Genomic DNA, 23,928 nt, shown 5'->3' with positions numbered 1-23,928 from the left:
GCAGTCCGAATTCGCAGGATAAATAAGCCAAACCTAACTTAAGTGCATTGCATTTTTGAACGCAATACCCGCCTTGGTTCTGTTGATAACACCAAGCTTTCGTAACACGGCTGACACATGTTGTTTAACGGTAGATTCGGAAATAGCCAGTTCGTAAGCAATCTGCTTGTTGAGCAAGCCATCTGATACCATTCTTAACACTTTAAGTTGATGAGGTGTGAGTTGTTTCAACCTAGCGGTGAAATCACCTTGGTCGGATACACTACCCGCATTAGAGGCAGCAGAGTTTTGTTGCGAATCTGAAGGCATCTGAACTGTTGGGGGTATCCAAGTTTCCCCATCCAATACGGTATTTACTGCATCAATAATACACTCAACCGAGGCCGATTTAGGTATAAAACCACTTGCACCTAATGCAAAAGACTTTGCCATGACGTCTGCCTCTTCTTGTGCGGTAATGACGATTACAAGCACATCAGGGTATAGCGCATGTACTTGTGCAAGGCCATTTAACCCTTCATTGCCTGGCATGGTAAGATCTAAGAAAAGCAGGTCTATGTCTTGAAAGTCTTCAAGATAAGAAAGGGTATCGGGGAAGGTGGATGTTTCTACAAGCTCGAGGTGCTCCACGCTGGTTAGTGCATGACACATAGCAGCCCTGAACAAAGGATGATCGTCAGCAATCAAAATTTTTACGGACATAATGCTATCAACTTGTAACTACCTTGTTAATTAACATACTATCACGCCGGTTTCAAAAGGTTAATGCTTTAGCGTAACTAGTTACACAACACCTACAACGCCCAACATTCTCGCAGGTACCAATCGCGTAAAAGTGAACACGCCTAAGCATAAAAGCTTAGGCGTGGTGAACAGCGTTTATTTTATCTAAGCCATACCGTTTAGAATCGATAGCCCACCGTAAGATGAACAGTACGCGGGTCACCGTAATAACCGATAAGTGTTGTATCGCCACCAAGACCTGGCCCAAAGTTACCCTCACCGTCTTGAGTGACAAAGTCATATCCACCAACCAGATACTCTTCATCGGTCAAGTTTTTCACGTGTAACCCAGCATACCAGTCGCCTTCAACACTTTCCCAGCGCGCGCTTAAGTTAACCATGCCATAGGCATCTTGTTGAATAAGGTCGCTGGTTTCGAAGATTAGATAATCATCGCGATAATAGTAGTTGGCGTTGAAAGTAATATCCCCGAAACTCGTTTCTAGTAGGTAATTGGCATTAAGATTAAAGGTATTCTCTGGCGTACTTGCTAGACCAATCAACGGAGGAATTGCATTGTTTTTCTTAATCTCAAAGTCAATATAACCGTAAGCAACGTCAAACTGAAGGTTATCCGTGGCTACCCACGTCATCTCCAACTCAGCGCCTTTCGCTGCGGTTTCTGCCGCGTTGCGCAAGCGCTGGTCAAGGGCCGTTGGGTCAGATAAATCACCTTCTACACCAATGTACTGACGATCTTTGTGATCATATGAAAATAAAGTGACATTCATGCGAAGCGCGTCGCTTAAATCGCTTTTTACACCCACTTCGAAGCTATCTACAACTTCAGGTTCTACACCAGGCTCATTGGTTTGAGCTCGAGGATTAAAGGTGCCTGATTTGAAGCCTTGTGAATAGCTTGCGAAGAACATGGTATCGCGGTTCATTTGATATTCCACACCCACTCGCGGGGTAAAGCGAGACCAGCTCTCTACTGCTGGCGCATCTAGAATATCGTCACCATCGGTGTCTGTCCCGAGCACTTGGGGAACAAGTTGCCCATCGGGCCTTACATAGCCATCAACCCAGTCAGTCGACGGGTAAACATTAGCAAATACCAAACCGTTGTTCACAAACGCCGACTTTTCTTCATCGGTATAGCGCGCACCTAACGACAAGGATACTTTATCGCTAATGTCATAGTTCATTTGCGCATACGCAGCCCAACTTTCTGAGTTATTACAGCCGGTAACTTCACGGGTCAAACCGGGGGCTCCTAACGCTTGCCCTAGCACACCTAAAATCGCATCGAAGTTTCCGCAGCTTTCACCGTCGTAAAAGTACAATCCCGAAACAACGCTAAAAGTATCACCCATATAGTTTGCTTGAAGCTCATGGGTATCATTACTATCGTCATACTCTGCTGGCACATCAAAAATAGGCAGTGGCGTATTGTCAAAATCAATGTTTGTGGGTGAATAGCTTTCTCTATGCGAACCAATATACTTAAGCTCTAAATCATCATTCACTTGGTATCGTGCTAGCCAGTTATAGCCTTCTAACTCGACTTTATTCCACGTAGGTAAGCTTGTGTAAGAATCGAAGACTGAATCAGGCACAGGCGCATCCGTTAAAATACTTGGAATTAAGCGATAGCCCCCTTTCGCATTTGACGTATCTTCAGTTTTATCCCAGCCAATACGGAAAAACAAATCTTCACTTGGGTGAACTTCTAGCGTTACACGGGCTGCCCAAAGATCTTTGTTATAGTTCTCTTTATCTTGGTTGGGCAACGCACTTACCAGATATTCGCCAAAGCCGTCGCGGTTTAAATTGGCATAACCCACGCCTAGATACACCGTGTCTTCAATCAATGGTATTTGTCCGGTCACTTTAATATCCCGCTGACTGTAGCTACCTACCGTAGCTTCAACATTCATTTGCGTATCGCCGGTCATTTCTTTCGTAACGTATTTAACCGCACCACCGATGGTATTTTTGCCGTACAGCGTGCCCTGCGGGCCGCGCAACACCTCAATGCGTTGCACATCCAAAAGGTCTAGTACCGCACCTTGGGGGCGCGCAATGTAGACATCATCAACATAAATACCTACGCCTGGCTCGTAGCCCCAAAGCGGGTCTTGCTGACCTAACCCACGAATAAATGCCGTAAGCGTTGAGTTAGTACCACGGCTCGTTTGTAGCGTAGTGTTGGGGGAGAACTGCTGCACTTCAGTCAGCACGCTAATGCCTTTTTCGCCAAGTTCAACCGCACCAATAGACGTAATAGCTACCGGCGTCTCCTGTAGCGACTCTACAGTTTTTCGTGCGGTAACTTCAATGCGTTCTAGCTTTCCTTTTTGCTCTTCGGCGTCGGTATTAGTTTGGCTATCCTGAGCAAATACCGGCGCTGAGCTTAGTACACTTGCCACCGCAAGGGCGCATAAGCTATGCATAGGGCGTTTTACTGAAGCTCTTTTTTGTTCTTCTGTTGTAACAGTGGCTGAATATGGTTGGTAGGGTGATACCAAGCTATTTGTGTGTGCTGATTTAGACATAGTGAGTCCTTGTTGTTCTAAGTTTTAGGGCCTAATGGTCTTTGCTGTACTTCAAAACTTCAAAGATCAATAAGCTCACGTCACTGTCGGATGTATTGCCTACGGTCAAAATCACTTTAGTTAATTAATTGTTAATAGTATGTAGTACCATCGTACTATGGGATTTTGGGAAAAGTAACGTCAAACTTTATGTCTGTTATGAATGCTTTTTATTTGATTTGCATACATTTTGTGGTTTTGGGTGTGCGCAAATCTTTAATCGACTTAACTGTTTCGGATCATCTGCGGTCACAGATTTTTAAGGAATAATAACTATGTTAAGTATGATTGGCTTGGTAGGCGGTCTGTTGTTGCTTATTGTGTTAACAATACGCGGAATGAACCTCTTTATTGCTGCACCACTGTGTGCGCTAGTGGTAGCTCTTACCAATAACATTGGCGTGTTCACAGGCGATGTGAACTTTGTTGAAACCTATATGGGCGGCTTTTCAGGCTTTATCGCTTCTTGGTTTTTTATGTTTTTACTTGGCGCGTTATTCGGTAAATTCATGGAAGACACCGGAGCTGCTGACGCTGTCTCTCGTTGGATCATTACAAAAATTGGCTACAAACGTGCTGTGCTAGCGGTAGTGCTGGCTTGCGCCATTTTAACCTATGGCGGTGTTAGCGTATTTGTCGTGGCGTTTTCGGTTTACCCTATGGCGGTAAGCTTGTTTAAAGATGCTAATTTACCGCGAAGGTTTATCCCTGCCGCTATGGCCTTTGGTTCGGTAACCTTTACCATGACCTCTGCAGGTTCACCTGAAATCCAAAACTGGATCCCCATTAAGTATTTAGGTACATCGCCTTTCGCGGCTTGGGAGGTCAGCCTGATCGTGGCGATATTTATGGCATGCTTCGGCTACTGGTGGCTGGCTAAAATGATTAGAAAAGCCGTGAACAATGGTGAGGTTTTTGAATCAAGAGCCAGCGACCCACAAGTACGTGAACGGGAATTACCCCACCCGCTCACCGGTATTGTGCCGTTAGTGGTGGTGCTAGTCATTTCATTTTTATTCCACGAAGAGCTCGCTCAACTGGCACTTATCCTTGCGTTAGGCGGCGGCGTGCTGTGTTTGTTGGCAATAAACTTCAAGTACTTTCATAGCTTGCCTGTTGCTATCAATGCGGGTACGACAGGGGCATTAATTGCCATAGGTAACACCGCTGCCGTTGTAGGTTTTGGTTCGATTGCGAAAAACACCGAAGCGTTTCAAACAACCGTTGCGCTTATGACTCAAATCCCGGGCAACGAACTGATAGGCGCTGCCATTGCCATAAGCGTTATTGCGGGGTTAACCGGCAGCGCCTCCGGCGGACAAGCCATTGCCCTTCCCTTAGTAGCGCCCCACTATTTAGACCAAGGCGTAGAGCCCGACCAGCTGCACAGAATCGTGTCAATATCATCAGGAGCATTAGACTCTCTACCCCACAACGGTTATGTGGTAACAACCATTCGCGCTATTTGTAACGAAACCCATCAGGCGGCGTACTGGGCAGTGGGTGCGCTAACCGTAGTGGTGCCGGTCATTGGTCTTGCCATGGCCATTGGCCTATTTAGCCTAATATAAGTGGTTTTTCACATAACGCAGAATTTACCGTGTTCACGACGCCAGTTAAAAAGGCATATTTAATATGAACAGAAAACCCAAGCACGAATTTGTTTTTCATCGTTTAATAGACGTAAGCAGAAAAGTAGCCGTTGGGCGCTTGCGCCCTTTGTTTAACGCGAATTACCGTATGTTACCAACTAAAAAGCGGAACGCGCGTATTAACATTCGTTCTAGCAAAGTGATAGGCCTAATTGCCTCCCTATTACTCGTATTTAACAGCCAAGTATTCGCTGAAACAAAGACAAGTTCCGCTTCGCTTACTGAAAACACTTCGAGCACCGGGTCATCAGACTCTGTTGTTTCAGGTACGTTAAACGCCGCGCCCATGATTGTGGAAAAGCAGGTATTTGAGATACCTCAATATACGACGTTCGGTGGTAGAGACATTAAAAGCGTAAAAGTAGGCTGGGAGGCATACGGAAAGTTAAACGCTGCAAAGACCAACGTTATTCTTATTACCCATTACTTTTCAGGCTCCTCTCATGCGGCAGGAAAATATCACATCAACGATGCTTCCCCCGGCTATTGGGATAGCGTAATAGGGCCAAGAAAGGCAATTGACACCGAACGCTTTTACGTTATTAGTGTAGATACGCTGGCTAATTTAAATGCTTACGACCCTCATGTAATCACTACCGGCCCGGCGTCAATTAACCCAGACACTGGAAAACCCTATGGATTAGATTTCCCTGTAGTGACAATACGAGACTTCGTAAATGTACAAAAAGCCCTGCTTGAAAGCTTAGGCATTCGCAAACTCTACGCGGTTGTTGGGCCTTCGATGGGGTCGATGCAGGCTATCGAGTGGGCTAGTGCCTACCCTGACTGGGTGGAACGCATGATTTCTGTTATTGGCGCAGGTCAAAGTGATGCGTGGACTACCGCAGCCCTTGAACACTGGGCTACGCCTATTAAATTGGACAGAAATTGGAACAAAGGCAATTACACACAAGAGCATGCACCGCTTGACGGCTTGGTGGGTTCCCTAATGTTGATTACCCAAAATGCCCTTACCCCTGCTTTTTTCAGAACACGGCAGCATGCTAGGATTTAAAAATGTTGAGTCTGGGCCGCTTAGCAATATCCACCAATCTCATAGTATTGTGAATTGGCTGCGCGAGCGGGCACAATCAAGAGCGAAAACCATGGACGCCAACCACCTTCTATATTTGGTGCGCGCTTGCCAGCTTTTTGTTGCAGGCCATCAAGACAACATGAAGCAAGGGCTTTCAGCTATAAAGGCTAAAACCCTGTTTATACCCGCCCAAACTGATTTGCTTCTTATGCCTTATTTATCGCAAAGTGCACACCATGGCTTAACCTCTTTGGGTAACAACAGCAGTTTAACAACCTTAGACGGTAAATTAGGACACTTAGAAGGGGTGGCCAATATTTCAGCCCAGGTCCACGCAATTCAACAATTTTTAGAAAATGATAAGGCAGCAATGCAATGAAAAAACTTAATTATTCTTTACGTCTAGCTCTGTCTGTATCTTTGCTGTCTGCAGGCTCACTAACGTTAAGTACCCTTGCCGGGGCGCAAGACAACCTGCCCAACCTCTCTCTCGACCTAAAACATGTGACCGTCTCGGGGCTTTCTTCAGGTGGCTATATGGCAACCCAATTTCAGTTGGCGCACAGCGACTGGGTAAAAGGTGTGGGCGTTATTGCTGGCGGCCCTTATTACTGTGCGCAAGGCGACATTACCACAGCCCTTGCACAGTGCGTAAATAAAGTAGAGGGCGAAATCAGCCTTAACGCGCTGAATAAAAAAGCAAAGCAATACGAAGCAGAAGGTAAAATCGCCTCGCTTAATAATATGAAAGGCGCAAAAGTCTGGCTTTTTCACGGTACGCAAGACACCAGAGTCATTGCACAAGTCAGCGACTTACTGTTTGAACAATACAAACAGTGGACAGACACTCAAAATATTACCTACATCAATGACAAGCCCATGGCGCACCTTTTTCCAACAAAAGACAAAGGCGTGAACTGTATGAAGTCTGAGAGCCCGTTTATTGGAAATTGTGACTATGATGCAGCGGGTGCCATGCTTTCGCATCTCGTTGAAGGTGTCTCTGCGCCAGATGAAACACTATCAGGGGTGCTACATTCGATAAATCAGCAGGAAATAGCCAGAAGCGATGCTAAGACGTTGGCGAGTGAAGGCTTTGTTTACGTGCCTGAAAGCTGTGCTAAAGGCGAAACCTGTAGAGCTCACATTAGCTTTCACGGCTGTAATCAATATGCAGATGCCGTGGGCGATGCTTACACCATGCAAACTGGCCTTAACGCGTGGGCAGACGATAACAACATTGTGGTGCTTTACCCACAAACTAAAAAGTCTTTGTTTATGCCACTAAATCCACAGGGCTGTTGGGACTGGTGGGGCTACGCTTCAAGCGATTACGCGAATAGAGATGGCGCGCAAGTTCGCGCAGTAAAAGCAATGCTGTTTTCACTCAATAGCGACACGCCAACTGTTGAGACTCCAGGAGGTACGAATGAATAGACGCACAGTATTTATTACAGGCGGTGCAAGCGGTATTGGTTTGGGGATTGCGGAAGCGATGATGAAACAGGGTCACCATGTGATCATCGCTGACATCAATGAACAGGCCGCGAAAGAAGCAGTAATTAAACTTGCGCATTTAGAGGGTTCGGCCAGTGCGGTGGCCGTTGATGTGTGTGACGCACAACAAGTCGCAGCTTTGCCAGAAGTACTGGGCAAACACACTGTAGATGTACTGATTAATAACGCGGGAATTCAGCACGTTTCTCGCATTGAAGATTTTCCAGCGGATAAATGGCAGCAGTTGATTAATATCATGCTGGTAGGCCCCGCCCTTCTGACTCAAGCATTTTTACCGGCAATGCGCGAGCAAAATTATGGCCGCATTATTAACGTTGGCTCAATCCATTCTTTGGTGGCCTCGCCTTACAAGTCTGCCTACGTGGCAGCCAAACACGGGCTGTTGGGCTTTTCAAAAACCATTGCCCTTGAAACCGGTGACTGTGATATCACTATCAATACCCTTTGCCCGGCCTATGTAAAAACACCGCTTGTCGAGCAGCAAGTTGCCGCACAGGCGAAAGAGAATAATTTGACCGAAGAAGAGGTGATAACAAAAATCATGTTAGAGCCCATGCCTAAAAAGCAATTTGTGAGTGTTGAAGAGCTTGCTGATACCGCAAGTTTTTTGATGTCGCCTAGCGCGCGTAATATCACCGGGCAAACTGTGGTGCTAGATGGAGGTTGGACCGCGAGATAAAAAGGCAGCAAAGTGAGCTGCCCTATTAAGCTGAGCTAATCCCTAAGGGGCAACCAAAGCCTGATTTCGATACTGTAACGGGCTCAGGCCTTTTATTGTCATAGCGTATTGAACAGTCCACTACTCCCAAAGCGATACGTAAATGGCAACCATTTCCTCAATCGTAGGAACTCTCGGGTTATTGTTAGGTGAGCCGGACGCCAACGCCTGTTCAGCCATGGTTGAGGCTAAGGCAAAAAAGGCTTCTTTATCGATGCCAAAGTCAGCGGGCGTAGGCACCTGTAAGTCTGCGTTAAGCATCTTTAGCTCGTTGATCAGTTTTTGATTTGCCATATCATCTGAATCACCTTGCGTAGCTATCCCCATCGCACGAGCGCATTGAGCATAACGTACTGGGGCACTGGGAATAGAAAATGCGGTAACCGCGGGTAACAACATAGCATTAGACAACCCATGAGGCACATGAAACGCCGCGCCAATAGGGCGACTCATACCGTGCACTAAGGCCACCGATGCATTTGAAAACGCAATACCGGCAAGCGTTGCTCCGAGCATCATCGACTCTTTAGCGGCGTTATTTGAAGGGTCGGCAAACACAGTGCGCAAGTTAGGTGCAATTAGTGCCATTGCAGAGAGTGCCTGTGCGTCACTGTAGAGGTTTGCTTTGCGGCTGACAAAAGCTTCTATTGCGTGTGTGAGCGCATCAATACCGGTATCAGCGGTAACCCGGGCCGGTAAACTCTGCGTTAGTGTATAATCTACCAATGCTGCAATAGGCATAAACCCCAAACCTACGCACAACATTTTTTCGGTAGTGACTTCGTCAGTAATAATAGTGAAACGAGTCACTTCCGAGCCCGTTCCGGCGGTAGTAGGTATAGCAATAATAGGTATCCCTGCTTCATCGACGACACGCGGAAACTTGTAGTCTTTCATTTGACCGCCATGCTTCCCGAGTATGGCAATAGCCTTCGCGCTATCGATTGGGCTGCCTCCTCCCAATGCGATAATACAATCGTAAGGTTGAGTATTGAGAGCATCAACGCCTCTGGAAATTGACGCTACCGTCGGCTCAGGGACAGTATCTGAAAACACATCAACCGTTATCCCAGCGGTTTCCAAGATATTCACGATGGCCGCGCTATAACCTAACTCGACCATTACCTTGTCGGTAACCAGTAACGGATTTCGGCAATTAAGCCCTTTCACAGTATCAGCAACACGCTCACTTGCCCCTTTCCCTATGTGCATCACCCTTGGCAGAATAATTTGATGAGACATTGTTCCCTCGCATTGATAGTCTTTATTTAAGCTGTGCCTTATTTAAAAATAAATAAGGCAAATGGATACGGCGGCTCTCGCGCCTGCGCTCACGCCCTTCTCTCAAAAACGTTAAGCCAGCATACCTAGCGCTGCGCTCAAAGCAATGGGAATGTAAAATTATTGTTACCCACCTTGAACTGGTAGCAAACGTCTACACCAACAGCGGCAATACACTACACAGGCTAAATGCGATAAAAATGTTCGAGAGCGCATTGGCTATCGCTTTACACTTTTCTTTTGTAAAACACTTGTGCTAATGTCCAACGATTGGAAATGAAAGGACATTAGCATTCCATGCCCTATCAAACCGTTGCTTTAATTGGAAAACCTCAACACGCTGCCACCCACGACACTTTGAATAGTCTTGCCGACTATTTGCTGGCCAAAGGGTGCAAACTGCTTGTAGAAGAAAGTATTGCTGAAGAGCTTGAAACTGAAAATCTAAAAAGTTGTAACCTAGTCACCATTGGCAAAGAGGCCGATCTTGCGGTTGTTGTTGGTGGCGATGGCAGTATGCTTGGCGCCGCTCGCGTTCTCGCCCGCTTTGATATTCATGTGGTGGGCGTGAATCGCGGTAATTTAGGTTTTTTAACTGACATACATCCTGATGAAATTACGCAGCAGTTAGACCTCATATTCCATGGTGAGTGCGTTGTTGAAGAACGCTTCTTACTTGAAGTTGAAGTTTACCGTCACGAAAAGTTAAAAAGTAACAACTCAGCAGTGAACGAAGTGGTGCTTCACCACGGGAAAGTTGCTCACATGATGGAGTTTGAAATTTATATTGATGAGCAGTTTGTATTTAGTCAGCGCAGTGACGGCCTAATCGTCGCCACGCCAACGGGCTCTACCGCTTACTCACTCTCGGCAGGCGGCCCGATAATAATGCCAACGCTCGATGCACTTACTTTAGTGCCCATGTTCCCTCATACATTGAGCAGCCGCCCTATCGTTGTTGATGCCGACAGCCAAGTATCAATGAAAGTGTCTAAAGTGAACAGCGACTCTCTTCAAGTGAGCTGTGATAGCCATATAGTACTCCCCGTACTACCGGGTGATGAAATTCGCATTAATAAAAGCGCAGATAAGCTTCATCTTGTTCATCCAAAAGGTTATAGCTATTTCAACGTGCTGCGCAAAAAATTAGGCTGGGGAAGTAAGCTTTATTAAACAAACACGCTGTTGACGAAGCGATTTCCTGCATTTCTTACACTAGCCTGTAGCATTTTCTTAAGCGCTACAGGCTTGAAAAATAAAGATTTTTTAATCTTCCGCAAAATCTTCTTTTAAATCCGTCGCTTAGCTCATCAAAGATATTCGGCATACCTGTTGCAACCTCAATTACAAGCTGTCGGCGTTAAGCAAAAATGCCTTGCCGCATTTTAAAACCGTCGCCGATATTTATATTTAGTAATAGGAGATATCATGAGTAATACCAATATCAAATTTACAGCCCCAGGAATGGATAACGATGCCGCTGCCAAAACAATTAAGGTATTGGATCAACGATTGGTCGCGTTATTAGATTTACAGCTCACACTTAAACATATTCACTGGAACGTGGTAGGGCCAAACTTTATCGGTGTACATGAAATGCTCGACCCCCAAGTTGACGCGGTGCGTGAAATGACAGACACCATAGCCGAGCGTATCGCAACATTAGGCGGAGTGCCTAAAGGCACGCCTAAAGCGATGTAGGGACGCAGTTGGCAAGATTATGAATTAGGTAAAGGCCTAGTACTAGATCACCTGAAAGCGCTGGATGCTGTATACGACGGTGTAAATGGCGACCACAGAAAGGCATTGGAACTTCTAGGTGAGATTGATCCAGTGTCTGAAGATATGATTACTGGTCAGCTTGCCGATCTTGAGCAGTTCCAATGGTTTGTTCGCGCTCACATTGAATCAGGTAGCGGTGAATTACAGCAGTAATTCGCGCTTTGTTAATAGCTTTTGTTAAAGGGCTATACGACTGACAACCATTTATGGTGGCCATAGTAAAGGAGAGCTAACGCTCTCCTTTTTACTGTATAAAAAACCTTTCCTCTATTTTTCTCATTTCACGTTACACATAACCCCAATTTTATCGAATAATTATATCCAATTGTTTTTATTGAAAATAATAAACTTTTAGTTACTAATTCATAAAATTTACTGCGACTTACCTTTACAGCACCAAATACTGTATATATTATCAGTTACTGTATATATCATCATGTTCAACTTTTTCGAGTGTGGTTATGTTAGCGCATCTTTCTATTTCAAATTTTGCAGTTGTTAAGCAGTTATCGGTTCATCTTGAAAACGGCCTTACCGCCATTACCGGTGAAACCGGAGCAGGTAAATCTATTGCTATTGACGCCCTGAGTTTATGCTTAGGCGAGCGAGCAGACGCCAATGCGGTGCGTAAAGGCAGCACCAAAGCTGAAATCATTGCTCACTTTTCACTTAACGGTAATGTGGCAGCTAAAACGTTTCTTGACGAGCAGGAATTAACGTCTGACGAAGATGAAAACAGCTGTTTTATTCGGCGGGTCATCTCTAAAGAAGGTCGTTCGAAAGCATTCATTAATGGTGTTCCAGCATCGTTGCAGCAATTGAAAGGGCTGGGGCAGTTCTTGCTCGCCATTCATGGGCAAAATACCCACCTGCAGCTGTTAAAAGAAGATCATCAAAGAGAGCTAGTGGACAGCTACGCTCAACACGATGATATTTTAGATAATGTGAAGGACGCGTACTCACAGTGGCGAGATAAACAACGTACGCTAAAAACACTTCAAGACCAAGCTCAACAGCGTGAAGACCGTCTTCAACTTCTTACCTACCAGGTACGTGAACTAGACGAGTTTGCTATTGAAGAGGGCGAATTTGAAGAGCTAGAAACAGAACACAAACGATTAAGCAACGGTCAAAGCTTACTAGAACAAGCGCAAACTAGTGTTTATAACTTGTATGAAAACGATGAAGGTAATGCCCTTTCGGTTATTCAAAGCAGCATTGAACGTTTAGGTGAGTTAGAAACGCACGACGCTAGCTTAACGCCCATTATTGAACTTTTAAATGACGCCTCAATCCAAATAGAGGAAGCGGCAGGTGAGCTACGCAGTTATTGCGACCACCTAGAGATTGACCCATTACGACTGCAGCAAGTAGAGGCGCGTTACGCAAAAGCGATGGATTTAGCGCGTAAACATAGTGTCATGCCAGAAGCCCTTTACAAACACCATCAAGAGCTAACCACAGAGTTTACATCACTTTCAGAACAAGACACATTGCTAGGCACTCTCGAAGGTGAAGTTGCCACGGCCCGCGAAGATTACTTACAGACAACTAAAGGCCTTTCTGAAAGCAGACAACAAGCAGCCATTAAATTAGGCCAAGATATAGAAGCGCAAATTCGTCAAATGAATATGCCTCATGCAAAAGTAGATATTCAAATTCAATACGACGAATTTAAAAAACCTGTTAGCACAGGTTTAGATACCGTTGAATTTAAAGTCTCGACCAACCCTGGTCAGGACGCCGACAAACTTGAAAAAGTCGTCTCTGGCGGTGAGCTTTCGCGCATAGGGTTAGCGATTCAAGTTATCGCGAGCGATCATAATGCTACTCCCACAATGATTTTTGACGAAGTCGATACGGGAATTAGCGGCCCTACCGCCTCTATTGTTGGTGGGCTTTTACGCAAGTTGGGTAAGCAGTCACAAGTTATGTGCGTAACCCATTTGCCTCAGGTGGCAGCTCAAGCTCACAATCAGCTATTTGTAACGAAATTGACCGATGGCGAAAGTACGGAAACCCAGATGCTGGCGTTAACAAAGCAAGATAGAATCGATGAACTCGCGCGGTTATTAGCAGGTGATAAAATCACTAAATCAGCCTTAGCTAATGCAAAAGAGCTGCTTAAAAGCGCTATATCGAACTAAAATGCAGTTGATTGGTCATAGTTGTCAATGTAGCATGCCTTCGCGCTTGCAATAAAACAGTCTCGAATTTCGCTTAGCGACGTTCGCTGGCACTAACAAAGGCAATACTGGACAAATTAACGAATGAAGTTGCAACACCTATTAGTAATTCTCGGCATCACACTAACATCAACCGCTTGCTCGAACTGGATTTATAGAATCGACGTTCCTCAAGGCAACTTTCTCGACCAAAGAGACGTTGAAAAGCTTCGGGTTGGCATGACAAAAGAGCAAGTCATTTATGTATTAGGTAATCCTGTCGTTCAAGACTCATTCGACGATGATACTTGGTACTACGTTTACGATATGAAGCGCGGCATGAAAAAGCGCGGCGAAGATTTTCAAAAACAAATGGTGATAAATTTCGTAGATAATAAAGTCACCACAGTTGAAGGTGACTTTGAGCTCTCCGAAGATTTCAATACCCCACTTGATAACTAAGTAACGTGAAGAAGGTAGCGCTCTCCCGCTACCTTTTCTGTTTCTACTTACTCTAATAGTGACATTTATTTTGTAGGGTAGTCAGCGGTTTAACATAAGTGAGTTTTGCATGGAACATAGTTTTTGGCACAGTAAATGGCAAAAAAATGAGATTGGATTTCATGAACCAGAAGGCAATGCGCTTTTGGTAAAACATGCTCACGTGCTGCTTAGCGGTGGCGAGCAATCGTCTCACCCTATACGCATATTTGTTCCCTTATGCGGTAAAACTCGCGATATTGCTTGGTTACTCTCTCAAGGAGTAGAAGTCGTCGGTGCAGAACTTAGCGAAGTTGCAATCACGCAGCTGTTTGAAGAGCTAGGCGCTATACCTACTGTGACTGAAACCGAACATGGAAAGGTTTACGCTAAAGACGGCTTGGCTGTGTTTGTTGGTGACATTTTCAAGCTTTCAGCAAAGGATGTAGGCAACGTTTCAGGCGTTTACGACCGAGCTGCATTAGTCGCACTGCCCAGTCAGCTGCGTGCGCAATACGCTTCGCATTTAATGGAAATTACTCACAAAGCGCCTCAACTTATTATTTCTTTTGAGTACGATCAGGATGAGCTCGCTGGGCCGCCATTTAGTGTAAATGAACACACAGTAGCGTCGCTTTACGCTGATAGTTACGTACTCAATCGCTTAGAGCGCTCAGTTTAGAGGGCGGTTTAAAAGGCAAAGTAGACGCAGAAAACCTTGTCTTCGAACTCGTCGCTAAATAGCGCTATAAAAGGCGTTCTTAGTTCGTGTTTGTAGCAATTTAGTTTTTACCTAAATTGCTTTGGTGCTGCACTCAACCATAGCAGGTACAAATGGGCTAGTTTCGCATAAATCTGCATGCTAAGGCGCCCTATAGCTCTACTAGCATTTCAACACCAAACAATATTGCGCCTATTAACCCACCGACAATCGTGCCATTAATGCGTACTTTCTGTAGGTCTCTGCCGATATTGAGCTCCACCTGCTGCGCCATTTCACGCTCACCCCAACTGTTAATAGTGTCGCGAATATGACGTGTTAAAAACTCCGCCAATTCGGGTGCCATATACTTCGCGGCCTCACCAATGTGCTTATTAAACGCTTTGGCAAGATCACTATCTTGCGTTAACGTTGTACCTAAATCTTTCAATAAGGCAGACACTTTCGTCTCAGCTTTACCGTTTTGCTCCTCTAAAGAAGTTACAAGCCAATTATGAAATTTTGCCCACGACTGGTGAACATAATCTTTTAAGGCCGGATCGTTAACAATCTTATCTTTATAGCCATTTACCTTTTGTTCCATCAACGGGCTATGCTGCAATTCGTACAAAAATTCATGAACCTGTTCATCGAAAGCGTGGCGAATGGGGTGATGTTCGTCTTGGTAAATATCTTCTAAAATACTCGAAACCGCCTTAACCGCTATCAAGGCCCCTTGTTCACTTAACCAACCGGATGGCAATAGCTTTTCGATTCTGCTGTATTCTGTTTTTAACCATACAACTAACGTATCTGCGATATAGACTTGCGTATCAGGCTCAGCCAATAAATTTGCTAATTTCCCTAGCACCTTGTCTAACACCACTTGGTGCTGACGCTCTTTTGTTACTGCCCCTAATGATGTGGCCATTAATTGTCTGAGATCGAGTTGGTTAATACCCTTTTCTGCCGTTTTAGCAATAAATGTTTTAACCGGTTTATCATCTAACACTCGTAAAACACCAGCAAAGGCATCGCATAAAAACCGACTTAGCCGTGTGGCGTTCTTATCTACCGATAGCCACCTCCCGGCACCTTTAGCAGGGTCACTATTGCGAATAAGGGTTTCAATGGCTTCAGGGTGAAAGAACTTCTCTTTAACGAAAAGGGATAAATTGTTAGCAATGACCGACTTATTACTGGCTACAATATTTGTATGAGGAATAGGATATTTTGCGGGTATAGGTTTAAATAAGGCCGTAACTGCGAACCAGTCAGCAAGCCCCCCAACCAAGGCGGCTTCACTCGCCATCTTTATCAAACCGAGCCACCAAGCACCTATCAAGCTCGGGTAGAATTTGGTCATTAGTATTGTGAGAATAAATACACTTGCGGCAAACACTAAGCAAGCCAATGCAAGCCTTTTCGCTCTATTCAATTGTAGGTATTTATCCGTCATTCACTGCTCCATCTACATTACTCGGTTTTTATCGCCGACCGTTACCTTTGTATCATTTTCTATTACAAATTGGCTCTTTAGTATCAAAGGTAAATACTTAAATTAGCCACGCTGAGAAAAAACCAAGCAATCGGTTTACTTCACGCCTTTCTCTGTAGCCTTAATGACTTCGTCACGTAATTTCAGAAACTTATTTCCCCGTGCACTTCTCTCGCAATGCAAACAATGGGCCTATTAATCCAATGCGAGGGGGCCAACATTTTTCATTCTGGCGGACGGAGTTTAAAAAAGAAAATTTTAAAACGGACACACACTTTCTTTTCCTAGTACCTACATGGTGTACAAAGTGGACACACACTTAATAAAGTAAAAACTTCATCCATACTCGTTTACCACGTACTGGCATAAGTGTCTGTCCACACCTGTACTTTTATACTTGCTTGACGCGTGTATGCATAAGTGTCTGTCCACAACTGTACTTCTATATTTGCTTGTCACGTATACACATAAGTGTCTGTCCACAACTGAACTTCTATACTTGCTTGCCCCCTGTACTCATAAGTGTCTGTCCTCATCTGTACTTCTATATTTGCTTGCCACCTGCACACATAAGTGTCTGTCCACACCTGTACTTCTATATTCGCTTGAGGTGTGTGCATATAAGTGTCTGTCCCTTTCAGTACTTTAGTGTGGCTCGGAAGTAGTGGTCAAATTCACTACTCGTTGGGAGATAAAGCTATAAACTTGTGTATTGTGCGACACACTCGTTTAAAGCCTTGCGTGATATAAACATAACATACTGATTTAAATGAATTTTACAATTTGGCATGGTTAGTGATACTGCAAGGGGTAAAGTAGGCGTACACAGCCTATGAAATCTCAATCAAGGATATAAAAATATGAAAAAGTCTATTATTGCTGGCACCGTTATGCTTGTTTCTGCCTCACTACTTAGTGGTTGCGTTATACACGTTGGCAATGCTCATGCTCTAGAAGGCAGCGACTTTAGCTCAATTCTAGGTAATATTGACATTGCAGAAGGAAAGCACGCCGGCGATATTTCTTCAGTAAACGGCAATGTTGAGATAAGTAACAATGCAGGTGCTGACGAAGTCAGCATTGTTAATGGCAACCTTGAAATGGGCAGTGATGTGACTGTCCGAAATATTGATATTGTGAATGGAGATGTGAGCGCTACATCTCATTTAACCGTGCTTAAAAATGTAGAAACCGTGAACGGGAACGTAACGCTACCGGTACAAAGCACTATCGGTGGCAGCGTTGAAACGGTAAACGGCGACATCGATGCGATAGATACAACAATTGATAAGCACATCAAAACGCTAAATGGCGACATTACTTTATCTGGTACCACCCATATTGCTGGAAATCTTATTTACAAAGAGAGTGAAAGTTCGTGGGGCAAACAATCTGATGACAAACCCACGTTAACTATTAGCGCTTCAGTAACCATCGAAGGGGATATTATATTAAAGCGCCCTGTACATTTAGATATTGAAAATGACGCTTTGATGCAAAAAGTCGTTGTAAGCTATCGCGACGCGCAGTAACGTATCGGCTTTTATTTTTACGCTTTCTGTTAATAAATGACTGAACAAGAAAAAATGCTGACTGGCGCATTGTACTTTCCGTCTGACAAGACGTTAACGGCAATGCGTAAACAGTGTCGTATACAGCTTGATGAACTAAATAGTATTTGCCAGAGCGAACACAATAAGCGTACTCGACTGCTTAAACAACTTTTTGGCAGTACAGGCAAAAGGCTGTATATCGAGTCGTCATTTAAATGTGATTACGGCGAAAACATTCATGTTGGCGAAAACTTCTTCGCCAATTTCAATTGCGTGATATTAGACGCGGCTAAAGTGACAATTGGGGATAACTGTATGATAGCGCCTCAAGTTGGCATTTATACAGCAACACACCCTATCGACCCCAAGCAGCGCGCTACCGGTATCGAGTTTGCTAAACCCATCACTATCGGCCACAACTGTTGGATAGGCGGAATGGCAGTGATAAACCCAGGAGTAACGCTTGGTGATAATGTGGTGGTGGCCTCAGGCGCTGTTGTGACTAAGTCTTTCAGCTCTAATGTGGTTATAGGGGGCAACCCAGCAAAAGTCATTAAGTCTGTTGACCTAAATCCAAAACCAGACTAGCCAATAACCATTTCTATAAGCTTATTGTACATAGCCTACCGTAATTTAATAAACTCAGCCGCCTACTACTTATCATTAACCCACATTTGTTAACAACGGTGTAGACGGCGGCCTTTAAACATTAGAACATGTCTTAGCTACGTTTGAAGTAATGTACACGCAACGTAGCAGTTAATTGGCGTTAAACTAGTCCCACTCGGGCGCAAAATCTGGGTTTACAATACGCTCACCATTGTCTAGCCCGTCTACAAGTGCAAGTTCATCATCCGAAAGCTGCACACCACCGTAAGCTAAATTTTCCTGCAAGTGCGTTTTACTGGTTGAAGATGGAATAGCATAAATGTGTCGTTTTTCCATCCACGCCAGCACTACTTGCGCTGGGCTTGCATTATGATTCTGGGCTATTTGCTGTAACGTTTCATCTTTCATGACTTTGCCTACTGCAAATGGCATGTAAGCCGTCGCTCGAATATTTTTCGCTTTGCAGGCATCCACCACCTTTCTATTTTGCATAAACGGGTGGATCTCGATTTGGTTTGTGTAAATTTCCCCCTTACCTAGAATTTCTTCCGCCTTGTCTAATAAATCAATGGTAAAGTTGGAAACACCAATATGGCGGGAGAGCCCAAGCTCTTTCGCTTTTGCTAAGCTGCCCAAATAGCTTTCTAGCGAGATGTCGTTGCCAGGGTATGGCCAGTGAATAAGTAACAAATCGACATACTCTAGCTTTAGCTTCTCCAAGCTTTCATGAACACTTGGAATAAAATGATCTTCACCTAGCGACTCATGCCACACTTTGGTGGTAACAAAAAGCTCGTTTCTATTAAGGCCGCTGGTTTTAATCGCGTCACCAACCTGCGCTTCGTTATCATAAAACTGGGCGGTATCTATGTGTCTAAATCCCACGTCTAATGCTTTACTCACTGACACTCGGGCTTCCTCACCTTCTAAGCGGAAGGTTCCCATTCCCATTTGAGGCATATCTTTCATTACCGTCTCCTTTTCCGGGTTGGTACATAGCTACTGGACGTAGCGCGTTCACCCATTGCTACGCCAACGTTAAAAAAGAAGATCGCATTTCCCCTTTTGGGGGTCGTAAATTGGTTTTTAGGTAAAGTCGTTGAGCCCTAACTTATTACCGCGATGTTAAATAGAGGCACTAAAAAGCCGCTGGCTTTTAAAAGCGAGCGGCTTTTTTAGAAAGACGAATTCAGCGTTGGGCTATTTGCGCTTTGCTGGGCGGCCCGCTCTTTTATTAAGGCCCTGTTGCTTGCGAACTTTATGCTTTTTCACTGAGCGGCGCATACGGCTTAAACGAGCGTGGTCGAGTTTACCTTGACGAACGTTCACCATAGTCTGCGTTTCATCAGGCAGCTGAACGTGATTGCGAAGCGCGTTTACGTCTTCTAGCCCTAGCTCAACCCACGCACCTTGCGGCAGACGTTTTTGAAGCTCGATTGGGCCGTACTTAACACGGATAAGGCGGCTAACTTGTACGCCTTGTGATTCCCAAAGACGGCGAACTTCACGGTTACGCCCTTCTTTCAAGGTCACGTTGAACCAACGGTTCATGCTTTCTTCTTCAGCATGCTGTGGCGTGGGCGTACCCGATATTGTTAGAAATTTGGCTTCACCGTCGTCTAGCTCTACCCCTTTTTGAAGCGTGTTTAGTGTCTTGGTCGAAACTTCACCAAACACACGTACGGCGTATTCACGTTCTACTTCGCACTTAGGATGCATTAAGCGGTTTGCAAGCTCACCATCGTTGGTAAACAGAAGCAAACCACTGGTGTTCATGTCTAAACGGCCAACGGTAATCCAGCGCCCTAGACGAATAGCCGGCAGACGGTCAAACACCGTATCTCGACCTTCTGGGTCGTGACGGCTACACAGTTCACCTTCTGGCTTGTTGTACATCAACACTCGACAAATTGGCTGCTCGGTTTGACGTGATAAAAGATGGCCATCAACGCGAATTTGCGCAGTGTGGTCAACTCTATCACCTAATGTCGCTACGGTACCGTTAACCGATACTCGGCCTTCCTCAATCCAACGTTCCATTTCTCGTCGCGAGCCTAGCCCTTGGTTAGCCAGTACTTTTTGCAACTTTTCAGTCATGGGTTTTCACTCTTTAATTGCTTGTTTACGGTCGCACGGTCTATTCAGACGGTGCCTCATTTAACACCTTAAGCGGCGAGTCAGATGCTATGCTCTCAGCCATGTTTTCAAACGCGTCAGCATTGGGCAAATCGCTCAATGAAGACATTGAAAAATAGTCTAAAAAACCTTTAGTCGTAGCATAGAGCGCCGGTCGCCCGGGCACTTCTTTGTGGCCTACCACTTTTATCCAGTCTCGTTCTGTGAGTGTTTTAATAATATTGCTGCTTACCGCAACACCTCGCACTTGCTCTATTTCACCGCGAGTAATTGGTTGGCGGTAAGCAATTAACGCCAGCGTCTCGAGCATTGCTCTAGAGTACTTTGGCGCGTTTTCTTGCCACAATTTACTTAACCACGGGCTCAAAGCATCTAACGACTGGAAGCGAAAGCCACTTGCTACTTCCACCAGTTGAATACCTCGTGGCTGATAATCTAATTTAAGCTCGTTGAGCACCTTACTTAAGGTTCTATCAGCAACGGAAAACTCGTTGAGTACCGTTTCTTTGAGCCGCTGTCTGGATATTGGTTTATCAGCAACAAATATTGCCGCTTCCACCAATTGCTTCAGCTGCGCCGTGTTAACTTTCTTCATGTGCACCTAATTTTACATGAATTTTCGCATAAGGACCTGCCTGAATGCATAAAATTAGCTGTTCTTTTACTAATTCTAAAATAGCTAAGAAACAAACCACCACACCGGCCTTACCTTCCTCTAGAGTAAACAATCGCTCAAGCGGTGTATATTCAACGTTAGTCAGTACCGACAGTATCAGCGACATTCGCTCTCGGGTACTTAACGCTTCCTTCTCAATCGTATGATGTTCAAACGCTTGTGCCCGCTTCATCGCCGCGCTAAACGCAAGTACAATTTCGGCCAGCGATATGTCTGGCTCAACGCGAATGGGCGCGACATTTTCACTGGTGTCCACCTGCGCTTTAAATACATCGCGCTCCAATCGAGGCTGCGTGTCTAGGTCTTCAGCCGCCTGTTTTACTAGCTCGTACTCTTTTAAACGGCGAATAAGTTCAGCGCGAGGATCTTCCTCTTCGTCATTATCATCACTGCGCTTTGGCAGTAATAGACGCGATTTAATCTCGGCTAAAATTGCTGCCATTAATAAATATTCTGCCGCTAACTCTAGTTTAAGCGCCATCATGGCATCCACATATTCCATGTATTGCTTTGTAACATCTGCAATAGGTAATGTAGTGATATCAAATTTCTGTTTTCTGATGAGATATAACAGTAAATCAAGGGGCCCCTCGAAAGTTTCTAGAATGACTTCTAGTGCATCGGGTGGGATAAACAGATCTTCAGGCTTTTCAATAAGCGCTTCGCCATTGATAAAAGCTAAGGGTAACGGTTGCTGAACAGGCGTTGAGAGCCCGTCGTTATTGGCAGGCTCTGTACTATTCACTGTATTTTCAACAAGGTTTGCCACTCTTTCACAACCATTTTATGCGCTAACGCTTTTATTATTATCTGTTTTTATTTGAGGCTTTTCGGTTCTCTTTACTATTAGCCGTTAATTTAGCGGACTTATTGAAGTGCTATTCAAATGGCGATGGGTCGCCCGTTCCATGACGCATAATCACAGGCGTGTCATCCGACAAGTCGATAACAGTAGTAGGGTGCTCGCCGATATAGCCACCGTGAATAATAAGCCCCACCTGCTTCTCTAAATTATCGCGAATAACGTCTGGGTCTGACTCTGCCATTGTATTGCCCGGCAAAATCAGCGATGTCGACATTAATGGCTCGCCCAACTCTTCAAGCAGTGCCAGCGCAATAGCGTTGTCCGGCACGCGAATACCAATGGTTTTACGTTTTGGATTTTGCAAACGCTTTGGCACTTCACGCGTTGCTTTAAGCACAAACGTGTAGTGCCCAGGCGTGTTGTTTTTAATCTGCCTAAACGCAGTATTATCAACTTTTGCGTAAATCGATAACTCCGACATATCACGGCACATCAGAGTGAAATTATGATCTTTATCAATTTGGCGTATACGGCAAAGCTGCTCTAAAGCTTTCTTATCTTCCATTTGGCAGCCTATGGCATAGCCCGAATCGGTAGGGTAAACCACAACGGCGCCGTCCCGAATTAACTCACATGCTTGGCTGATTAAGCGTTTTTGCGGGTTATCAGGGTGTACATAGAAAAATTGGCTCATCGTTACCTCATTGTCAAAAACCGTACAGATGAATTTACTCTGCCAAGGCTTTTTCTGTTTGTCTACTTGTGTCGTGCTTATCCGTGTACCGCTATGGCGTAAACCCAGCCAACATGTAACTGCCGGGTGTCAAAACAAGCAGCCCTCACGCCTAGTTTGAAGGTGAGCGTGCGTTTTCACTTGCACTTTCACCTACCACTTTTGGCATTGCTAACTGCTGCCAATTATGCCAGATAGGAGTAAGTTTACTGCTGATACCTAAGTTTTTACCTAGCTCAGTCCATCGCGACGGAAAGTGAAAATCGGAGCCGGCGGATGCGAGTAGATCATGATTTTCAGCAAGCTCATTAATGAGCTCTTGCTTCGTTTTATTGATCCCCGGGAAGGCTGTTTCAATAGCATCACCACCGAGTTGATCAAATAAGGCCACTAGGCGTCTTAGCCACTTTGCCGTCATGTCATAGTGAGCGGGGTGCGCAAGCACAGCTTGACCGCCAGCCTCCTGAATCCAAGTTATTGCGGTTTCAATACTTGGCCATTCGGCTTTTACTGCCGCTCGTTTGCCTTTCCCCAAATATTTTTTAAAAGCGGCCTGCATAGTGGGCACACCATAATTATTTACCAGCACTCGCGCGAAGTGCGCACGGGTAACTTGCCCTACCCCCGCTAATGCTTTGGCGCGAGGCAATACACCTTCAAATCCACACTTTTCAAGCTTTTCTGCAATTTTTTGAGCCCGAGTTTCACGGGTTTCAGACTGCCCTTTTAATCGCGCTAGAAATAGTGGGCAGTGTCTGTCCACATTTAAGCCTACAACATGAATGTCAAAACCATGCCAAGAGGTTGATATTTCAACGCCATCAATAATGGTTAGTGGCCGTTTTTGCTTAGCCTGTGTGGCATGCGCTTCTTCTAGCCCAGCAACGGTATCGTGGTCGGTAACCGCTAAGGCATCCACCTGCATAGTATGGGCGCGTAGAATTAATTCTTCAGGCGTTAAGTGGCCGTCTGAGTATTTTGTGTGGCTATGTAGATCTATTTTCAATGTATTATGCAAATTTCAGGTTGACACAAAAGGCAATTTGTTTTCTTCTATATACACAAAGTATACGTACTAACAGCTTCAAATCCTATTGAAGTTTGGAAAAAACAACGAGTAATTCATGCATTCTTACAACATCTCAACAGTATTAACAGTTGCAGCTTGGTGGTGGCACTCCCTAACTTAACGGGCGGTGTGCACTGTAGTGCGTGAATGAAAACACATAAAGGCCCGTTTATACGGGCCTTTTTTTTATCTTTTTG

18 protein-coding genes and 3 pseudogenes are annotated in these 23,928 nt (G+C 44.9%); 11 read left to right on the top strand and 10 right to left on the bottom strand.

Annotation, left to right across the window (positions count from 1 at the left end; translation table 11 throughout):
* Positions 1 to 33: 33 nt before the first annotated feature.
* Together ACX5J7_RS19180 and ACX5J7_RS19175 are read right to left on the bottom strand one after the other, a co-directional pair.
* Positions 34 to 702 carry a response regulator gene (locus tag ACX5J7_RS19180; protein ID WP_483380008.1) on the bottom strand — a complete coding sequence of 223 codons (669 nt, stop codon included), beginning with the start codon at positions 700 to 702 and terminating at the stop codon, positions 34 to 36.
* A gap of 200 nt (positions 703 to 902) precedes the next feature.
* On the bottom strand, positions 903 to 3,281 hold the full coding sequence (locus ACX5J7_RS19175) for a TonB-dependent receptor (protein WP_498707900.1): 2,379 nt from the start codon (positions 3,279 to 3,281) through the stop codon (positions 903 to 905).
* Positions 3,282 to 3,595: 314 nt separating this feature from the next.
* On the opposite strand from ACX5J7_RS19175, the gene ACX5J7_RS19170 reads away from it, so the two are divergent.
* The 4 genes and pseudogenes from ACX5J7_RS19170 (at position 3,596) to ACX5J7_RS19155 (ending at position 8,205) form a co-directional block, all read left to right on the top strand.
* Positions 3,596 to 4,891 carry a GntP family permease gene (locus ACX5J7_RS19170; RefSeq protein ID WP_012517887.1) on the top strand — a complete coding sequence of 432 codons (1,296 nt, stop codon included), beginning with the start codon at positions 3,596 to 3,598 and terminating at the stop codon, positions 4,889 to 4,891.
* A 64-nt stretch (positions 4,892 to 4,955) separates the two neighbouring features.
* Positions 4,956 to 6,387, top strand: a pseudogene (locus ACX5J7_RS19165) (E22 family MetX-like putative esterase).
* Entirely contained in the window at positions 6,384 to 7,445 is a 1,062-nt protein-coding gene (locus ACX5J7_RS19160; protein WP_498707898.1) for an extracellular catalytic domain type 2 short-chain-length polyhydroxyalkanoate depolymerase, read from the top strand. Before ACX5J7_RS19165 ends, ACX5J7_RS19160 begins: the two are co-directional and overlap by 4 nt.
* Positions 7,438 to 8,205: a 3-hydroxybutyrate dehydrogenase gene (locus ACX5J7_RS19155; RefSeq protein ID WP_015066784.1), complete on the top strand. Its 768-nt coding sequence runs from the start codon at positions 7,438 to 7,440 to the stop codon at positions 8,203 to 8,205. The genes ACX5J7_RS19160 and ACX5J7_RS19155 overlap by 8 nt, the downstream gene beginning before the upstream one ends.
* Before the next feature lie 120 nt (positions 8,206 to 8,325).
* Here the strand turns inward: ACX5J7_RS19155 and ACX5J7_RS19150 are convergent, their stop codons facing one another.
* Entirely contained in the window at positions 8,326 to 9,486 is a 1,161-nt protein-coding gene (locus ACX5J7_RS19150; protein WP_498707897.1) for an iron-containing alcohol dehydrogenase, read from the bottom strand.
* Positions 9,487 to 9,822: 336 nt separating this feature from the next.
* On the opposite strand from ACX5J7_RS19150, the gene nadK reads away from it, so the two are divergent.
* From nadK to tmpT, 5 genes and pseudogenes are all read left to right on the top strand, one after another.
* Positions 9,823 to 10,698, top strand: a complete 876-nt coding sequence (gene nadK / locus ACX5J7_RS19145; RefSeq protein ID WP_012517882.1) for an NAD(+) kinase — start codon at positions 9,823 to 9,825, stop codon at positions 10,696 to 10,698.
* A 255-nt stretch (positions 10,699 to 10,953) separates the two neighbouring features.
* Positions 10,954 to 11,460 (top strand): annotated as a pseudogene (gene dps, locus ACX5J7_RS19140) (DNA starvation/stationary phase protection protein Dps).
* Positions 11,461 to 11,768: 308 nt separating this feature from the next.
* Positions 11,769 to 13,454, top strand: a complete 1,686-nt coding sequence (recN, locus tag ACX5J7_RS19135) for a DNA repair protein RecN (RefSeq protein WP_498707896.1) — start codon at positions 11,769 to 11,771, stop codon at positions 13,452 to 13,454.
* A 123-nt stretch (positions 13,455 to 13,577) separates the two neighbouring features.
* Positions 13,578 to 13,934, top strand: coding sequence for an outer membrane protein assembly factor BamE (locus ACX5J7_RS19130; protein WP_012517879.1), 357 nt, complete (start codon positions 13,578 to 13,580; stop codon positions 13,932 to 13,934).
* A gap of 109 nt (positions 13,935 to 14,043) precedes the next feature.
* A pseudogene (gene tmpT / locus ACX5J7_RS19125) lies at positions 14,044 to 14,696 on the top strand (thiopurine S-methyltransferase).
* 128 nt (positions 14,697 to 14,824) lie between these two features.
* On the opposite strand, the gene ACX5J7_RS19120 reads toward tmpT, so the two are convergent.
* Positions 14,825 to 16,111, bottom strand: coding sequence for a DUF445 domain-containing protein (locus ACX5J7_RS19120; RefSeq protein WP_498707895.1), 1,287 nt, complete (start codon positions 16,109 to 16,111; stop codon positions 14,825 to 14,827).
* Between the two features lie 899 nt (positions 16,112 to 17,010).
* Between ACX5J7_RS19120 and ACX5J7_RS19115 the strand changes: the two genes are divergently transcribed.
* Entirely contained in the window at positions 17,011 to 17,682 is a 672-nt protein-coding gene (locus ACX5J7_RS19115) for a hypothetical protein (RefSeq protein ID WP_015066776.1), read from the top strand.
* Between the two features lie 36 nt (positions 17,683 to 17,718).
* Positions 17,719 to 18,291 (top strand): sugar O-acetyltransferase, encoded by a 573-nt coding sequence (locus ACX5J7_RS19110; RefSeq protein ID WP_498707894.1) that lies wholly within the window; start codon positions 17,719 to 17,721, stop codon positions 18,289 to 18,291.
* A 186-nt stretch (positions 18,292 to 18,477) separates the two neighbouring features.
* Here ACX5J7_RS19110 and dkgB read toward each other — a convergent pair whose 3' ends face one another.
* From dkgB to ACX5J7_RS19080, 6 genes are all read right to left on the bottom strand, one after another.
* Positions 18,478 to 19,281: a 2,5-didehydrogluconate reductase DkgB gene (dkgB, locus tag ACX5J7_RS19105; protein WP_015066774.1), complete on the bottom strand. Its 804-nt coding sequence runs from the start codon at positions 19,279 to 19,281 to the stop codon at positions 18,478 to 18,480.
* A 231-nt stretch (positions 19,282 to 19,512) separates the two neighbouring features.
* Complete coding sequence (gene rluB, locus ACX5J7_RS19100; RefSeq protein ID WP_015066773.1) at positions 19,513 to 20,409, bottom strand: 23S rRNA pseudouridine(2605) synthase RluB; 897 nt, start codon at positions 20,407 to 20,409, stop codon at positions 19,513 to 19,515.
* A gap of 40 nt (positions 20,410 to 20,449) precedes the next feature.
* Positions 20,450 to 21,043 carry an SMC-Scp complex subunit ScpB gene (scpB, locus tag ACX5J7_RS19095; RefSeq protein ID WP_474376615.1) on the bottom strand — a complete coding sequence of 198 codons (594 nt, stop codon included), beginning with the start codon at positions 21,041 to 21,043 and terminating at the stop codon, positions 20,450 to 20,452.
* Positions 21,030 to 21,893: a segregation and condensation protein A gene (locus ACX5J7_RS19090; protein WP_012517867.1), complete on the bottom strand. Its 864-nt coding sequence runs from the start codon at positions 21,891 to 21,893 to the stop codon at positions 21,030 to 21,032. Before ACX5J7_RS19090 ends, scpB begins: the two co-directional genes overlap by 14 nt.
* 109 nt (positions 21,894 to 22,002) lie before the next feature.
* Complete coding sequence (locus tag ACX5J7_RS19085) at positions 22,003 to 22,623, bottom strand: L-threonylcarbamoyladenylate synthase (protein ID WP_012517866.1); 621 nt, start codon at positions 22,621 to 22,623, stop codon at positions 22,003 to 22,005.
* 151 nt (positions 22,624 to 22,774) lie between these two features.
* Positions 22,775 to 23,668, bottom strand: a complete 894-nt coding sequence (locus tag ACX5J7_RS19080; RefSeq protein WP_462835889.1) for a PHP domain-containing protein — start codon at positions 23,666 to 23,668, stop codon at positions 22,775 to 22,777.
* Positions 23,669 to 23,928: the final 260 nt, after the last annotated feature.

This window comes from Alteromonas infernus (assembly GCF_902705815.1).
The sequence above is the reverse complement of the archived record's forward strand: the minus strand, read 5'-3'. Positions and strand labels throughout refer to the sequence as shown.

Bases quoted from the DNA above. Each gene is read 5' to 3' on its own strand.
- ACX5J7_RS19180 (WP_483380008.1), bottom strand. From the start codon at position 702: ATGTCCGTAAAAATTTTGATTGCTGACGATCATCCTTTGTTCAGGGCT.
- ACX5J7_RS19175 (WP_498707900.1), bottom strand. From the start codon at position 3,281: ATGTCTAAATCAGCACACACAAATAGCTTGGTATCACCCTACCAACCA.
- ACX5J7_RS19170 (WP_012517887.1), top strand. From the start codon at position 3,596: ATGTTAAGTATGATTGGCTTGGTAGGCGGTCTGTTGTTGCTTATTGTG.
- ACX5J7_RS19160 (WP_498707898.1), top strand. From the start codon at position 6,384: ATGAAAAAACTTAATTATTCTTTACGTCTAGCTCTGTCTGTATCTTTG.
- ACX5J7_RS19155 (WP_015066784.1), top strand. From the start codon at position 7,438: ATGAATAGACGCACAGTATTTATTACAGGCGGTGCAAGCGGTATTGGT.
- ACX5J7_RS19150 (WP_498707897.1), bottom strand. From the start codon at position 9,486: ATGTCTCATCAAATTATTCTGCCAAGGGTGATGCACATAGGGAAAGGG.
- nadK (WP_012517882.1), top strand. From the start codon at position 9,823: ATGCCCTATCAAACCGTTGCTTTAATTGGAAAACCTCAACACGCTGCC.
- recN (WP_498707896.1), top strand. From the start codon at position 11,769: ATGTTAGCGCATCTTTCTATTTCAAATTTTGCAGTTGTTAAGCAGTTA.
- ACX5J7_RS19130 (WP_012517879.1), top strand. From the start codon at position 13,578: ATGAAGTTGCAACACCTATTAGTAATTCTCGGCATCACACTAACATCA.
- ACX5J7_RS19120 (WP_498707895.1), bottom strand. From the start codon at position 16,111: ATGACGGATAAATACCTACAATTGAATAGAGCGAAAAGGCTTGCATTG.
- ACX5J7_RS19115 (WP_015066776.1), top strand. From the start codon at position 17,011: ATGAAAAAGTCTATTATTGCTGGCACCGTTATGCTTGTTTCTGCCTCA.
- ACX5J7_RS19110 (WP_498707894.1), top strand. From the start codon at position 17,719: ATGACTGAACAAGAAAAAATGCTGACTGGCGCATTGTACTTTCCGTCT.
- dkgB (WP_015066774.1), bottom strand. From the start codon at position 19,281: ATGAAAGATATGCCTCAAATGGGAATGGGAACCTTCCGCTTAGAAGGT.
- rluB (WP_015066773.1), bottom strand. From the start codon at position 20,409: ATGACTGAAAAGTTGCAAAAAGTACTGGCTAACCAAGGGCTAGGCTCG.
- scpB (WP_474376615.1), bottom strand. From the start codon at position 21,043: ATGAAGAAAGTTAACACGGCGCAGCTGAAGCAATTGGTGGAAGCGGCA.
- ACX5J7_RS19085 (WP_012517866.1), bottom strand. From the start codon at position 22,623: ATGAGCCAATTTTTCTATGTACACCCTGATAACCCGCAAAAACGCTTA.